The 16,376-nt window shown below is 37.4% G+C and carries 12 protein-coding genes; 7 read left to right on the top strand and 5 right to left on the bottom strand.

The features are described from left to right. Window positions 1-280 precede the first annotated feature (280 nt). Window positions 281-1,909: an acyl-CoA carboxylase subunit beta gene (locus tag NZD88_RS06805; protein ID WP_259828371.1), complete on the bottom strand. Its 1,629-nt coding sequence runs from the start codon at window positions 1,907-1,909 to the stop codon at window positions 281-283. Between the two features lie 304 nt (window positions 1,910-2,213). After that, window positions 2,214-2,741, bottom strand: coding sequence for a GNAT family N-acetyltransferase (locus NZD88_RS06800; protein WP_259828370.1), 528 nt, complete (start codon window positions 2,739-2,741; stop codon window positions 2,214-2,216). A 259-nt stretch (window positions 2,742-3,000) separates the two neighbouring features. Here NZD88_RS06800 and NZD88_RS06795 point away from each other — a divergent pair, with 259 nt between their 5' ends. The 4 genes from NZD88_RS06795 (at window position 3,001) to NZD88_RS06780 (ending at window position 8,715) form a co-directional block, all read left to right on the top strand. Next, window positions 3,001-3,888: a DMT family transporter gene (locus tag NZD88_RS06795; RefSeq protein ID WP_259828369.1), complete on the top strand. Its 888-nt coding sequence runs from the start codon at window positions 3,001-3,003 to the stop codon at window positions 3,886-3,888. A gap of 13 nt (window positions 3,889-3,901) precedes the next feature. Beyond that, the gene (locus NZD88_RS06790) at window positions 3,902-4,984 is read left to right on the top strand and encodes a putative type IX sorting system protein PorV2 (protein ID WP_259828368.1); all 1,083 of its coding nucleotides are present in this window, start codon (window positions 3,902-3,904) and stop codon (window positions 4,982-4,984) included. A 23-nt stretch (window positions 4,985-5,007) separates the two neighbouring features. Further along, on the top strand, window positions 5,008-5,763 hold the full coding sequence (locus NZD88_RS06785; RefSeq protein WP_259828367.1) for a hypothetical protein: 756 nt from the start codon (window positions 5,008-5,010) through the stop codon (window positions 5,761-5,763). Between the two features lie 75 nt (window positions 5,764-5,838). Then, on the top strand, window positions 5,839-8,715 hold the full coding sequence (locus NZD88_RS06780; RefSeq protein WP_259828366.1) for a T9SS type A sorting domain-containing protein: 2,877 nt from the start codon (window positions 5,839-5,841) through the stop codon (window positions 8,713-8,715). 48 nt (window positions 8,716-8,763) lie between these two features. On the opposite strand, the gene uvrC is transcribed toward NZD88_RS06780, so the two are convergent. Then, the gene (gene uvrC / locus NZD88_RS06775) at window positions 8,764-10,560 is read right to left on the bottom strand and encodes an excinuclease ABC subunit UvrC (RefSeq protein WP_259828365.1); all 1,797 of its coding nucleotides are present in this window, start codon (window positions 10,558-10,560) and stop codon (window positions 8,764-8,766) included. A gap of 87 nt (window positions 10,561-10,647) precedes the next feature. After that, window positions 10,648-11,409 (bottom strand): hypothetical protein, encoded by a 762-nt coding sequence (locus NZD88_RS06770; protein ID WP_259828364.1) that lies wholly within the window; start codon window positions 11,407-11,409, stop codon window positions 10,648-10,650. A gap of 136 nt (window positions 11,410-11,545) precedes the next feature. Between NZD88_RS06770 and hutH the strand changes: the two genes are divergently transcribed. From hutH to NZD88_RS06755, 3 genes are all read left to right on the top strand, one after another. Further along, window positions 11,546-13,036 carry a histidine ammonia-lyase gene (gene hutH / locus NZD88_RS06765; protein WP_259828363.1) on the top strand — a complete coding sequence of 497 codons (1,491 nt, stop codon included), beginning with the start codon at window positions 11,546-11,548 and terminating at the stop codon, window positions 13,034-13,036. Window positions 13,037-13,184: 148 nt separating this feature from the next. Beyond that, the gene (locus tag NZD88_RS06760; RefSeq protein WP_259828362.1) at window positions 13,185-13,631 is read left to right on the top strand and encodes a GNAT family N-acetyltransferase; all 447 of its coding nucleotides are present in this window, start codon (window positions 13,185-13,187) and stop codon (window positions 13,629-13,631) included. A 116-nt stretch (window positions 13,632-13,747) separates the two neighbouring features. After that, entirely contained in the window at window positions 13,748-15,241 is a 1,494-nt protein-coding gene (locus NZD88_RS06755) for a S8 family peptidase (protein WP_259828361.1), read from the top strand. 189 nt (window positions 15,242-15,430) lie between these two features. On the opposite strand, the gene ygiD is transcribed toward NZD88_RS06755, so the two are convergent. After that, on the bottom strand, window positions 15,431-16,258 hold the full coding sequence (gene ygiD, locus NZD88_RS06750) for a 4,5-DOPA-extradiol-dioxygenase (RefSeq protein WP_259828360.1): 828 nt from the start codon (window positions 16,256-16,258) through the stop codon (window positions 15,431-15,433). Window positions 16,259-16,376 lie beyond the last annotated feature (118 nt).

Here is a 16,376-nt window from a genome sequence, read left to right as displayed (position 1 = left end):
CGAAAGCGGGAGAGTAGGCCGCCGCCAGTTTTTATTAAAAAGTCTCATACATGTATTTGTATGAGACTTTTTTTGTTATATATCAAACCAAACCAAGGGAATAGGGAATAGGGAATGAAGAACGAAGAATGAAGAATGAAAAATAGGGCGAGGCCACAAATCATTCATCATTCACCATTCATCAATAATCTCTTATCATTTATAACAGGAATAGTGTTTTGGTATAGATGAAAAAAATCGCCTCTAATGAGACGATTTTAGTTTATTATATGCAGATCCATTAAACCTGAATAACTCCCAGATTAAATTTCTCTGTAATAGGAGAATGATTAGCTGCCTCAATACCCATAGAGATCCATTTTCTTGTATCTGTCGGGTTGATGATAGCATCTGTCCAAAGCCTTGCCGCCGCATAGGTAGCTTCTGTCTGCTTTTGGTATCTTTTCGTGATTGTATCTAGAATTTCATTATGCTCTTCTTCAGAAATCTCTTTACCCTGTTTTTTTAAAGTAGATTCCTGAATCTGCACTAAAACTTTTGCGGCTTGTGATCCACCCATTACAGCAAGATCTGCCCAAGGCCATGCCACAATTAATCTGGGATCATAAGCTTTACCACACATAGCATAATTTCCGGCACCGTAAGAATTTCCAGTAATGATGGTGAATTTCGGAACCACAGAATTAGCAACAGCATTCACCATTTTAGCTCCATCCTTAATAATCCCACCGTGTTCTGACTTTGAGCCTACCATAAATCCTGTAACATCCTGAAGGAAAATCAAAGGAATTTTTCTCTGGTTACAGTTGGCAATAAATCTTGTCGATTTATCTGCAGAATCTGAATAGATGACGCCGCCAAACTGCATTTCTCCTTTTCCACTCTTTACAAGTTTTCTCTGGTTAGCTACAATTCCTACAGACCAGCCATCAATTCTGGCTGTCGCACAGATGATACTTTTTCCGTAATCCGGTTTATATTCTTCGTATTCTGAATTATCAACCAGGCATTTGATGATTTCATAGGTGTCATATTGCTCTGCTCTTGAAACAGGTACGATTCCGAAAATATTATCGGGATTTTCCTTTGGGGGAAAACTTTCAATTCTGTCAAATCCTGCTTTTTCAGTACTTCCCAGAGATTTCATGATGTTTTTGATTCTATTTAATGCATCCTTATCATCTTTAGCTTTGTAATCAGTAACTCCTGAAATTGAGCAGTGCGTAGTAGCTCCTCCCAAAGTTTCATTGTCAATACTCTCACCAATTGCTGCTTTAACAAGATAACTTCCTGCAAGGAAAATAGAACCTGTTTTGTCTACAATCATGGCCTCGTCACTCATAATAGGAAGATAAGCGCCTCCAGCAACGCAGCTGCCCATCACTGCGGAGATCTGAACAATTCCCATAGAGCTCATTTTAGCATTGTTTCTAAAAATTCGTCCAAAATGTTCTTTATCGGGGAATATTTCATCCTGCATAGGAAGATAAACACCCGCAGAATCTACCAGATAAATGATCGGAAGCTTATTTTCCATAGCAATTTCCTGAGCTCTCAGGTTTTTCTTTCCGGTAATCGGAAACCAGGCACCTGCTTTTACAGAAGCATCATTAGCGACAACCAGGCATTGTCTTCCTGAAACATAACCCATTACAACAACCACCCCTCCACTTGGACATCCTCCATGTTCCTTGTACATTTCGTAGCCAGCAAATGTGCCGATTTCAATGGAATCTGAACCTTTATCGAGAAGATATTCAACTCTTTCTCTTGCTGTCATTTTTCCTTCGTCACGAAGCTTTTGAAGCCTCTTTTCACCGCCTCCTTTTTTTATTTCAGCGAGCAATTGATTGATATCGGATAATTTTAATCTATTTTGATCTTCCCGTTTGTTGAATTCAAGGTCCATAAAATTTCAATTTTTTACGGCTAAAGATACTATTTTTAAAATGAATCCCAACGGAAGTAAAACAAGTGTTTAATATATTGGTTCTCAGAAATTTGTGAAACTTTTAACAGAAAAATGTTTTTAAATTATTAATATTTTTTCTAACTTTACTAGAGAGTTAAAGGGATAATATTCCCTGTAAAATACTCTAAGTTCCTAGTTTATTTTTTTAATAGTTTATTATTTGAAGGCCCTGAACGTTGAACAAATTTTCAGGGTTTTTTGTGCTTACATCATTAGAAACTCGAAGATCATGATAAAAAAATTAATCTGAGTAATATTTCCTGTATTCGACCATATTGAGAAATGACGATTGAGTTTTATTTTTCTGATACTTTTTATAAGGGATAAAACCTAATTTTTCCGGGATTTTCCTACTGGCCATATTTTCCTGATCAACAGGATAGAGGATATACTTAAAAATGAAATTAGTTTCTAAAAATTCAATAAGGCCCATTATTATTTCTGTTCCGAACCCCATACCCTGTGCTCCCTTTTTCAACCATAAGCCGAGTTCTACCGATTCTTCTGTTATATTATGGATACCGCAACAACCCATGAAGTTGTTTTTAGAGTCAATCGCAACCATTACCAGGTCGGTATTGTTTGAAAGCGACTTTTTTGATTCTTCCACGAAACTTAGAATATCATTTCTATCTCCTTCCGGGTTGAAAGGCATATATCTTGTAATTTCTTCGGTGAAATATGTATTGATATCATCAACATACAATTCTTCTACAGGTCGTAATAACAGTCGATCTGTTTTAATTCTAATATCTTTGTGTAAGGTCATTACTCAAATCTATGATTTTTTTATTTAGAGGAGTGTAATCTCTATCAATTACACGATGAAATAACAACTCCATTTGTTTGGTCTAAAGTTTTGTAAGATCTATATTTTCTATTTTTAACTGATTGTGAGAATTTATTCAGGAAAAATAAGATGAACACGCATTAATTATTTTTTTATTAAAGTAAAATTTATATTTTTTATGAGATTTGTAAAAGCCTATTTGTAAATTTGCCTGTTAAAAATTTATAGAAGTTAGGATATGCAAAAATTAGCACTTTTCAGACTGCATTTGATTGTTTTTTTGTGGGGGTTCACTGCAATTTTGGGAAAACTAATTCATGCCAATGCTCAGATTCTTGTGTTTTACAGAATGTTGTTTGCTGCCATATTTTTATTTGTATTCATCAGAATTTATAAAAAAGAGAGCATCAAAGTATCCTGGAAAATATTTTTTCAACTGGCTGCGATAGGTTGTGCTATGGCGCTTCACTGGTATTGTTTTTTTTATTCTATTAAAGTTTCGAATGTTTCAATAGCATTAAGCTGTCTGTCTCTTTCTACCTTATTTGCATCCATATTAGAGCCTGTTATTTTTAAAAGGAAGATCGATATATCAGAAGTGGTCATGGGTGTGGTGATTGTTGCCTGTATATTAATGATCTTTAAAACGGAGTTTCATTTTAAGGAAGGTATAATTTATGGGATACTTTGTGCTGTGTTTGGGACTATTTTCTCTGTTTTTAACGGGAAAATGTTTGGAAAAACGAGTTCCGGAAATATTATATTTTATGAAATTTTCTGCGGATGGCTGGTTCTATCGATATTTTATATGATTACAGGACAGATTTTTCAGATGGATGAAATAAACTACAGAGATCTGGCGTTAATATGCTTGTTGGCAAGTGTTTTTACAGCTTTTCCAATGCTGGAATCGGTGAACCTGATGAAATATATTTCGCCTTTTACCCTAATTTTAACAGTTAATTTAGAACCTGTCTACGGAATTATACTAGCTTTTTTTATCTTTGGGGAATCAGAAGAGATGAGCCCGATATTTTATGCCGCTTCAGGTGTTATGATACTGGCTATCATTGTGAATGGATTGATGAAATCCAGAAAAATAAAAAAACAAAAAAACTTTAACTAAGCATCAAATTTATATGATGAAGAAATATTTTTTAATTGCATTTTCACTGCTGTTTGGGCTGTCTCAATCTCAGATCATAAGAAAATACTCCAATGAATTTTTAAATATCGGAGCTGGAGCCAGAGGGCTCGCTATGGGAGGTGCCGTGGTATCTAACCAGGACGATGTGTATTCCCCGATGTGGAACCCGGCCGGCTTAATGGCTATTGAAAGAGATTGGCAGGGAGCAGCAATGCACGCAGAATATTTTGAATCTATTGCGAAATATGATTATCTGGCTTATGCAAAAGTATTGGAGGAAGGCGTATTCGGAGTTTCTATAGTACGATTAGGGGTAGACAATATCCTGAACACAACTCAGATGATTGATGCTGAAGGAAATATTGATTATGATAAAATCACTAAATTTTCCCAGTCAGACTATGCAGCCATCCTTTCTTATGCCTTTCATCCTGCCGGAAATACCAAACTGGATGTAGGGGTGAACGCTAAAATTGTTTACAGAAATGTAGGGAAATTTGCCAGCGGCTATGGTTTCGGTTTTGACATTGGAGCCATCTATAAAGCTGACAACGGTTGGAAATTCGGAGGTATGCTACGTGATGCGACTACTACGGTCAACTTTTGGAGCATCAACCAAAAAGAGCTTTCAACAGTCGTTAATGGTGAAGAATTTAACCCTGCACCAAAAGATAAAATGGAACTTACTATGCCTAAACTGAATGTGGGGGCAAGTAAAGTATTCAATATTAACAACAGCCTTTATGTATTACCGGAAGCGGGGATCAATGTGGATTTTGCTAAAACAGCGGCTTTGGTATCTACAGATTTCGCAAGTTTAACGCCATATGCTGGTGCTGAACTTGGATACCAGAAAATGATCTTTGTAAGGCTTGGGGTCAACAGATTCCAGTCTATTACAGATATTGAGGACCTTAAGAGAAAAGTTTCTTTTCAGCCAAGTGCCGGTATAGGAATTAAATACAGAGGACTGACATTAGATTATGCGATCACGAATTCAGGAATCGGAGGATCTAATTTCTATTCTAATTTTTTCTCTCTTAAACTGGATATGGGGCAGTTCAGAAATGATTAACTTTGAAATGTAATTTAAAGACAATGAAAAAGATTTCGATAATTATATTGACGGTTTGTTCAACATTTGTTTTCGGGCAAAGGGTTTCAGATTATAAATATATTTCCGTTCCTCAGACATTTAAAGATTTCGAAAAGGAGTCTTATGATCTTGACAATTCTTTGGCAAAAGCTCTGAAGTCAAAAGGATATGTAGTTATCCAGGAAGGTAAAGACCAGTGGCCGTCGGAGATTGAAAAAAATTCTTGCAGCTTTGCAGTAAGTAATATAAGCAATAAAAGCAGTTTTCTAAGAAACAAAATAGAATTAGAATTCAAGGATTGCAACGGGAAAGTGGTATTTTCATCAAAAGGAAATTCAAATCTTAAAGAATATAAAGAAGGCTATCAGGATGCTCTTAAATTGTCTCTGGTTTCACTTCCAGCTTCAAAACCTGTAGAAAATCTTCCAGTTACAAAAGCTGAAAACGCCAATACTCAGCCTGTCAAAAGGAATGATGAACCTTTATCTTTACCTGTTTCAGAAAGTAAATCTGGAAAATATACAAATGGTAAGCTGAATCTTCAGAAGATACAGGTTGATACCAATCAGTTTATTCTGGCAGACAGCGGTAGTTCTGTGCCATTCGCTGTTTTTAAAACGTCTTCCAAGAAAGAGGTTTTCAGAGTAAAATTGGCAGACGGAACTTATACCATCGGATATTTTGAAAATGGAAATATCGTTATTGATATCCCGCAAGCGAATGGAGACTTTGCCAAAGAAGTATTTTCTTCAAAATAAAATATACATTTAAATAAACCATATATGATCCTTAATTCAAACGCAAGAATGAGTTAAGGATTAATTGTAATATCTATGAAAAAGATTTATGTTTCTGTATTGATAGCACTATCAATATATTCCAGTGCACAAAATGTGTTCAATGCTAAGCTGAATGAAATTAATTTTGGCTCTTCCAGTACCCCTGGCGATTTAATTAAACTGAATGATTTTATCATTTTTCCAGCCACAAGATTTAGTGATGAAGGAAGGGAATTGTGGAGCTTTAATTCTGTGACTCAAAAATCTTCACTGCTGAAAGATATTTTTCCGGGGCACAACAGTGGCCTGTCCGGTTCGCCATCTTTTGTAAACGTAAATGGCAAGATATATTTTGTGGCTCAGCAGAGTTTTTCTGGGTATCAGATTTGGTCAACGGATGGAACTGCTGCAGGAACGGTGAAAGAAAAAGATCTCATCTCAGATTATTCTATCGGGAACCTTGTTGTCGCCGGAAATAAGATTTTCTATTATGTACAGAATGAATTATGGTCATTTGACACCGTATCAAAGGATCTGCTGAAAGTGAAAACCTTTGTGTATTCCGGAGATGTAAAAATGTATTCATTTAATAACGAACTGATTTTGGGTGCAGATGACGGAGTCCATGGAAAAGAGATTTGGAAATCAGATGGAACTTTAGCCGGAACCGTTTTGCTGAAAGATATTATACCTAATCAGTACGGGAGTGTTTCGGGAGATTTTAATATATTACCTCTTCATAATAAGTTTTACTTTATTGCTAGTCTGGGAACCGGATATGGACTTTATGAAAGTGATGGAACAGAAGCCGGAACAGTTTCAGTAAAACCGTTACGTGCACCCCGTTTGAATGGAATTTCAGCAGATAATTATTTTGTATTTGAAGGATTTGATCCTGACGCAGGAGGAATGGAACCTTGGATCTCCGACGGAACTGCTGCGGGAACCAGGATGCTTAAAAATATAATGCCTGGAAATACAAGTTCTATGGCTAACAGTAAATTTATAAAACTTAATAATAAAATATACTTTGATAGCAATGCCAATGGAGTAAGTCCTGCTTACGGCGATTATGTTTGGGAAACAGACGGTACTGAAGCAGGGACCGTTTTATTCAATACCCCACCTGAAACCGAATTGTATGGAAAAAGTTCAGATGGTACACATTTAATCCTTACGAAACCAAACTATGGGAACAGGTATTGGATAACGAACGGAAACCCATCTCAGACATTTGAAATTACGGATATTGGAATGCCTTATAACAATAGCTTTATTGATCTGAATTCTAAAATTTATCTCACCGGATATAATCCAAAGAATGGAACAGAACTATTCTCAGTAAATCCCGTTTCTCAAACTTCTTCTTTAGCTACCGATATCAGCAGGTTTGAAAGCTCTGCGCCGCATTCTTTTGAGGTTCTGAATAATGAACTCATTTTTATTGCTGCAGACCGCCAGTATAACAACCAGCTTTACAAAAGAAATAAAAATACACAACAGCTTGAAAGACTTTCCTCTTTTGGAAACACTTCATTTATGGGAATGTTTTCTGATAATAAAGACACTTTCTTTAAAGTAGGAAATTATCTTTATACTAAAAACGGAACTCCAAATCCAAGGAGTGGTATGTACAGAACAGCTGGTACAGAGATATATTCAGAAGGATTGTCTACATCTCCTGGTACAGTAATCTATGATAATTCTTTTTATGTCAACCTCAATGACAATACCCTTTTATTTTCCGGCTATAATAACGTAATAGGAACAGAATTATGGAAAATTGACAACGATACAGACACAGCGGTTCTGGTAAAAGATATTTCGACGGATAATATGGGAAGTATGTATAATACAGACTCTCAAACGGCGGTTCTGAACGGTTTTGCCTATTTTGTAGCCAAAGAAAATGGAAAGCTGGGAATCTGGAAATCTGACGGGACATCTGCCGGAACTTCAAAAGCCGTTCAGTTTAGTTATCAGGACGGAGGAGATGGTGACATCAAAGTATTGAAAAGTTTCAATAACAAACTTTTTTTCACAAAAAGAAAGGAAAATAATTCAAGTTATTCACAAAATGAACTATGGGCTTCAGATGGAGATCAGGCATCTGCGGTTTTATTAAAAGATCATACGATACCTTTTGGTGATGCTAACATTTCCAGAGAAACCGAAGTTTTAAATAATAAACTCTTGTATATTACTACAGGATATTTCGCAGGTCTTCACTCAACAGATGGAACTGTGGCGGGAACTACTGAGATCTTAAGCAGTAATTTTTTTAGCGAGACTAAATTTAAAAAATGCGGAAGTCAGTTGTTTTTTACCAATAACAATGGTACTCAGCTTTGGAGAACAGATGGAACAACTAGCGGGACGTTCAGTTTAACATCCAATTTATCTTCTGTGAAAGACATGATCTGTGCCAATAACTATCTGTACTTCCTGAATGGAGACTCCCAGAAAGTATGGAAAACCAATGGGACGGTCTCCAACACAATGGCAATGGATATTTTTGTAACCAATGATGACAGTCAGCTGCTTGCGAATGAAAATATAGAAAAATTGGCAACGGACGGGGAAAGATTATATCTATCCATCGCAACAAAAAATCACGGTAGCGAATTGTATGAAATTACGGATGCCCTGCCAGTGTATTTAGCCACTAATGATATTCGTCAAACAGACGGGAAGAATGCCAATGCTGATATTCAGATTTATCCCAATCCCGTTACAGAATATTTCTCTGTGAAGACGAAAGGAGATGATAAGATCCAAACTGTGAAGATATATGATGCTGCAGGAAAATTGATCAGAAATATAACGAACACTACAGAAAAAATTAATGTATCAGATATCTCTTCCGGAATTTATTTCATTAGAATAAAAACTGATAAAGGAGAACATCTTGCTAAGATCATTAAAAAATAACTAGACAAAAGGCTCTTTTTTAAGAGCCTTTTTATTTGCTTTATGTGGTTATGAATTACCGTTAAAATAATCGTAAATCACCTTCGCCTTACTTTTCCCAAGGATCTCTTCCAAAGTTTCCATACTTGATTCTTTGATACGTTTAACAGATTTCAACTTAGAAAGTAACAGCTCAATTGTTTTTTCTCCTACGCCCGGAATCTCTTCCAATTCAGATTTTATGGTTGAATTTTTTCTTCTCGTCCTGTGATGTTTTACCCCAAAACGGTGAGCTTCGTCTCTTACCCGTTGCAGAATCTTCAGTGTTTCAGATTTTTTATCCAGATACAGCGGAATGGAATCTTCAGGGAAGAAAATTTCCTCAAGTCTTTTCGCAATTCCTACAATGGTAATTTTGCCGTAGAGACCGAGCAGTTTTAAACTTTTTACAGCAGAAGAAAGCTGTCCTTTCCCTCCGTCTATAAGGATCAGTTGTGGCAGATCTTCTCCTTCGTCCAGCATTCTTTTATAACGGCGGTAGATCACTTCTTCCATCGTGGCAAAGTCATTAGCGCCTTCTACCGTTTTCGGGTGAAAAATTCTGTAATCGGCCTTGCTTGGTTTTCCGTCTTTGAAAACGACACATGCAGAAACAGGATTAGTTCCCTGAATATTCGAGTTATCAAAACCTTCAATATGTCTTGGTTCTACCGGCATTCTCAGCAATTTCTGCATTTCAGCCATGATTCTGGTGGTATGTCTTTCCGGATCTACGATTTGTACCTGCTTTAATTTTTCTAAACGATATTCCTTGGCATTTTTCTCTGAAAGTTCCACGATCCTTTTTTTATCACCCACTTTTGGAACGATCAGCTTTACATTTGGGATCTCTACAGACAGATGAAAGGGAAGCAGGACTTCTTTGGAATCAGAGCTGAATTTTTGCCGGATTTCAATCAATGCTTCTTCCATAATATCTTCATCAGTTTCCTCAAGGATCTTTTTGATCTCCGTTGTAAAACTTTGGATAATATTTCCGTTTCTGATTTTAAAGAAATTCACATAAGCTGCTGTTTCATCACTGGTCATTCCAAAAACATCCACATCATCAATATTGGGATTCACAACTGTGTTTTTAGCCTGATAATCTTCTAAAATATCCAGTCTCTCCTTGATAATCTGTGCCTCTTCAAACTTAAGATTTTCGGCATGTTTCATCATCTGATTCACCAGATATTCTTTTGCTTTCCGGAAATCTCCTTTGATGATTCCACGGATAGCATCAATCTTTTCATCATAGTCTTCCTTACTTTCCAGATCCTCGCAAGGCCCCTCACAATTTTTAATATGATATTCCAGGCAGACTTTATATTTTCCTTCGTCTATTTTAGCAGGTGCAAGATTAAGATTACAGGTTCTGAGCTTATAAATATGTTTGATGGTATCCAGTAGAATCTTTGCAGGACGTACTTTAGCATACGGCCCATAATATTCAGATCCGTCTTTGATCACATTTCTAGTCAGGAAGATTCTGGGGAAGTTTTCATTTTTAATGCAGATCCACGGGTAGGTTTTGTCATCCTTCAACAATACATTGTAAAAAGGACGGTGCTCCTTGATCAGGTTGTTTTCCAGTAAAAGCGCGTCGTATTCACTGTTGACGATGGTTGTTTCCAGACGGACGATCTTTCCTACCATTATTTTAATACGGTAGCCCGGAAGATTTTTATTGAAGTAGGAGAGAACCCTTTTCTTTAAGTGTTTGGCCTTTCCTACATACAGCAATTGGTCGTTTTTATCATAATAACGATAAACGCCTGGTTCTGATGGTAAAGTTTTAAGCTGCAGTTCTAAAGAAGGATTCATATAACAAAATTACGGAATCCATCCGGGATTTAAAAGAACAAAAAAACTGCAGAAAATTCTGCAGTTTTATTCATATGATGAAATATTTTATCCGTTGGTCATTGCCGTGTATTCATTGATCAGGAAGCTTAAATAATCCCATTCAACAGAATTTTTAGGATATTTTTTCACGAATTCTGCATTGTCACCAAAAAGGAAATCGTAATTATCTTCGAAATCATCCTTGTGAAGCCACAAGACTTTCTCTCCTTTCTTTACATAATAAGATTTGATCACGCCACCTCCAAGCTGAGGGGAACCCATCACAGAGAACCCATTGGTTTCTTTAGCTCTCGGATCATGATATACAGAAATGATATCACTGAATTCAGGATTAATCAGCTGCATCAGGAATTCCTTGTCATCCTTTTTATTTTTCAGAGAAACGGTCTGGTTGACAAAGTGTATCCTGCCACCGGCAGTATTCTTAGTCAGTTTTTTAGTGCCGAAGTTTCTGATGTTTCCCATATACTTCCCAACTTTTGCTATTTTTTCAGCATTGGTAGGGTATACATACATTTCGTTGATCTGTTCAGCATTAAAGACTTCATTTTTCTTTGTAATACTGTCTTTTAAAGAAACCTCATAGATCTGTCCTCTTTTTGTTTCGATCTTACTACAGAAACCTTTGTGAGAGGTTCCGTCCTTTAAAACAATAGTTGATGTTTTCTTGGGAGACGGTGTATTGAAACCCTCGTTGAATAGATAAGTTTCCATTTTTTTGATGTCTTCCTTAGAATATTTTACTTTCTGGGCGAAAGTAGCCGTACCTGCAAGACATAATGTAAGCAGTAGAGTTTTGAGTTTCATAAGTTATTGATAATTGTTTTTAATTTCGGTGGTAAAAATAGCAAATTAATTGGCGTAATGGCAGAAAAATGTAAGACCGTGAAATTTAGCTTTTACAATTATTGTTAAATGCGTAATTTTAAGGAAATTTTTAGAAATGATATACGGTGTAGATGTTTTCACTTTCCATGATGTTCTGGAAATCTGTAAAAAGCCAAGCAAGGCTAAACTTAATAAAGTAGCCAAAGAACAGATCCTAAAATCTCAGAAAAACGTTCAGAAAATAGTAGAATCCGATAGATGTGTCTATGGAATCAATACTGGTTTCGGACCGCTTTGCGATACTAAAATATCAGCTGACGAAACTGCTCAGCTGCAGTACAACCTTATTATTTCCCATGCGGTAGGGGTAGGAAAGCCTATCGATAAGGAATTTTCCAAGATCATGATCATTGCTAAAGTTCATGCATTATCCAAGGGATTTTCAGGAGTTTCCTTGGAAGTGATCGAAAGATTGATCCAGATGCTTGAAAAAGACATCATTCCTGTAGTACCGGAGCAGGGTTCGGTAGGGGCTTCAGGAGATTTAGCTCCTCTTGCCCATCTTGTTCTGCCATTACTTGGATTAGGGCAGGTTTGGGAAGGAGATGAGATCTTTGAAACAATGGACGTTTTGGAAAGACATGATCTGGAGCCATTGGTATTAGGACCGAAAGAAGGTTTGGGGCTAATCAACGGAACTCAGTTTATTCTGGCTCACGCCATCAAAGGCCTGGAGAAATTTGAATATTTACTGAACCTGGCAGATATGACTGCAGCCATGAGTATTGAAGCTTACAGAGGCTCTGAAAGTCCATTCAAAAAAGAACTTCACGAGATCAGACCTTTCGAGGGAAGTAAAAAAGTGGCAGCAAGAATGGTTAAGTTTTTAAAAGGTTCTGAAAATATGAAAGCACATGAAGAATGTGAAAGAGTTCAGGATCCTTATTCTATGAGATGTGTGCCACAGGTGCACGGTGCCAGCAGAAATGCATTTGAACACCTTAAATTGATGGCTGAAACAGAACTGAATTCAGTAACAGACAATCCGATCGTTCTAAGTGCTGAAGAATCTATTTCCGGAGGGAATTTCCACGGACAGCTGATGGCACTTCCATTAGATTATGCGACGCTGGCTGCTGCCGAATTAGGAAACATTTCAGACAGAAGAAGTTATTTATTATTAGAAGGAAAATATGGACTTCCAAGATTATTAACGGAAAGCTCAGGATTGAATTCAGGATTTATGATCCCGCAATATACTTCAGCAGCTTTGGTTACGGAAAATAAAACATTGTGTTTCCCGGCATCAGCAGATTCTATCCCGACCAGCTTAGGACAGGAAGATCATGTTTCTATGGGAAGTATTTCCGGCAGAAAATTCAATCAGGTTTTAGGAAATCTGGTCAATATCTTATCTGTAGAATTGATGTTTGCAGCACAGGGATTAGAATTTAGAAGACCCTCCAAGTGTTCAAAAATCATCGAAGAAAACGTTGCGGTGATCCGTTCCAAAGTTAAAAAACTGGAAGACGACAGACTGATAGGAAAAGATATGCTGGCGATTGCAGAATTAATCAACGAAAGAAAATTCAAAGTTGAAGTTTAATGAAAAAATAATTGTCAAGAGTAGTGGTTAAAATCGCTGCATTAAACAATAAATTCCAAGCTTCCTCTGATAGGGGAAGCTTTTGTATTACAACTTAATCCTTAAATGTTTAAATTGTATTGAATTTTTAAATCAAATAGCGTAAACAATGACTACAAAAAGAACAGACTCCTCCAACATAGATTTTCAGAATTTAGTCAAATTCCTGGATGCCGATCTTGCTGTACGGGATGGGGAAGATCATGAATTTTATCACCAGTTCAACTCAATAGACATGCTTAAAAACTGTGTGGTAGGTTACTCGGATGATCTTGCGGTGGGCTGCGGAGCTTTCAAACCTTTTTCTGAAGATACTGTAGAAATAAAAAGAATGTATACCGATCCTGAAAAAAGGGGGAGGGGATTCGCATCAAAAATATTGAATGAACTGGAAATCTGGGCTAAAGAAGAGGGATATAGCAGATGTGTTTTGGAAACGGGAATTAAACAACCGGAAGCCATTGCATTGTATGAAAAATGTGGCTACATAAGAATTCCCAATTACGGACAGTATATCGGTATTGAAAATAGTGTTTGCTTCGGGAAAGTAGTCTAAGTCTTTAAAAAGTAAAGGAAATGATTCATATTCTTGTAATACTAAATTCACTTTTTCTAAGCTTTTAAGTCACGTTAAAGTGTTATATTGTGGTTCCAAACCATAAAATTATAACTATGAAAAAAAGTGTACTTTACCTATTGGCACTCTTTTTTGTTTTGAATTCTTGTAACAGAGATGAACTTCAAAACGAAAATCCTACAATTGAAAATGTTCAGAAAGATCCTTTAACCGGGAAGCAGATCAATGCTGAAATCAACAGCACGATCAAGAATACCGGGTCTTTCAACTGGAAAAATGCTTCCGATCACTTGCTTTGGAGCGCAATTTTCAGAGGAAACAGAATGGTATCCATCGGATTTGGAGCTTCAAAAGATGATTTTGACCGAAGTCTTTCCGCTGACAGTAAAAGCATGGAAGCTGAAGTTTTAGGTCTGATCAAGCAATACGAAGGGATAGAGCAGACCAGATTTCTGATCTCATCAGATCAGTATCTTAACCAGATGGATGTTATTGTAGAAAAAGAGGAAACTATTACAGCACTGAGAAAGATGAAAAACATCCGGTATGTAGAGCCGGGAGATTATCATTATTTTGAAATTGAAAACAGCCTTAATCCCAATGCAAAGTCCAGCGGTTCCTCATCAGGATGCGGATTTGAATCTACGGCGTTAAATGCTGCAGATTATACCACTACCACCCCCAATGCTAAAGTTCCGTGGGCGTTTACCCAACACAATATTCCCAATGCATGGAGCCACAGCACCGGAGCCGGGGTTACCATAGGACTTATTGATACAGGAGTTTCACCCGAGCAGACGCTATTAGGAAGCAGTTTTAATACCGGAGCTTCTTCAGGAAGAACGATCAACAAATTCGGATCTTACGTCAACGGATCTACCACAGACGGTCCGGCTGACCAGTGCGGCCACGGAACGAAAATGGCTTCCGTGATGGCGGCACCGAAAAATAACGCAGGACTTCCGGTAGGAGTTGCTTACAATGCCAATCTGATCACTTACCGTGCTGCTTCCAATGTTGTATTGGAAACTTCCAGTGAACAAAATGGAGTAAAAACAGCATTTACTGATCTGGCTAATAATACAAGTGTAAAGATTATTTCCATGTCGATGGGGCATGTTTTCTCTGTAGGAAAAATTGAAGATGGTGTGAAATACGCTTATTCAAAAGGGAAACTGATCTTTTGTGCAGGAGGAACTTCCACGAGCTTTACCAATTTCGTAGGCGTTATTTTCCCGGCCAGTATGTCTGAAACACAGGCGGTAACCGGAGTGAAGGAAGGAACCTCCAACCAGAAATGTGATGTCTGCCATTCCGGAAGCCAGATTGATTTTACCTTCCAGATGGAAAGAGCCAATGGAAATACAGTTCCCGTTTTAAGTTATTATAACAATCAGGCTGATTATGTAGGCGGTTCATCAGTAGCTACTGCTGCTACAGCGGGTATTGCAGCTCTGGTTTGGTCTAAAAATCCTTCATGGACAAGAGATCAGGTACTGAATAAAATGAGACAGTCTGCCACCTATTACCCTACAGTAAATTCAAGCTATGGATACGGAAACATCAATGTTCTGAAAGCCGTACAATAGAATATATTTTAATAAAAACCTAAGGGGAATATCTCAGTCTCCAGCTGATAATCCAACGGAAGCATACTTTCAAATTTTATTGTTTGAAAAATTGCCTTCGTTGATGAGCTGGTCCGGGTTGGTGATATTCCCTTTTTTTGAAACCTCAAGTATTTTACCTTCAGGATGCAGAAAAAAAGGAAATCTAGATTATCCTATCCTCACACTTGTCATGCTTAATGACCCACCGATCAGCTCATCATTAAATAATGACAGATTTTCAGCCTGATCTTTTAAACCTAATGTGTAGATCAGTGGAAGATAATGATCCGGTGTAGGAACGGCATATTGCAGGAATGTCCCCTGTTTTTGGTAGTCTATCATATGCTTGAAATTTCCGTCCAGGAGCCAGTTATTGGTCTTTTCCCTTGCTTCCACGGCCCAATCCCAGCCGGCGCCAACAGTATCGATGTTTTTCCAGTCGATCAGGCGTAGATTATGCACAATATTTCCGCTTCCGATAATCAGAATACCTTTTTCACGAAGCTTATTCAGTCTTTTGGCCAGATCGAAATGATACTGTGGAGGTTTTGTATAATCTATGCTTAGCTGGATAACGGGAATGTCAGCTTTTGGATACATATGCTTAATAACCGACCATGCACCGTGGTCAAGTCCCCAGTTGTGATCTTCTTCCACCAAAGCAGGCGCTAAAAGGTCAACCGTTTCTCTCGCCAGTTCCGGACTTCCCGGAGCAGGATATTGTACATCAAACAGAGCCTTTGGAAAACCGCCGAAATCATGGATCGTTCTCGGCATCTCCATTGCGGTAACAAAAGTTCCCTGTGTATACCAATGTGCAGAAATACACAGAATGGCATTAGGTTTCGGGATTTCCTGCGCTGCTTTTCTGAATCCCTGTACAAACTGGTTTTCTTCAATAGCATTCATCGGCGAACCGTGCCCGAGAAATAAGACGGGCATTCTTTGGGTATTTCCAAAACTGTTGCTGATGTTTTGCAGATCGTTTAGATTCATAAATAGGAGGTCATTAAAAAAGGTTCAAGGCTTTTAGAAAATCCCTGAACCTTTTATGTTATGAATTGGATCATTTTTTGTTTAATAGGATTGCGTCCTATTTTGGGCTAAGTCGCCA

This window comes from Chryseobacterium pyrolae (assembly GCF_025153485.1).
Lineage (GTDB): Bacteria > Bacteroidota > Bacteroidia > Flavobacteriales > Weeksellaceae > Chryseobacterium > Chryseobacterium antibioticum.
This window is presented reverse-complemented; position numbering and strand designations above follow the sequence as displayed.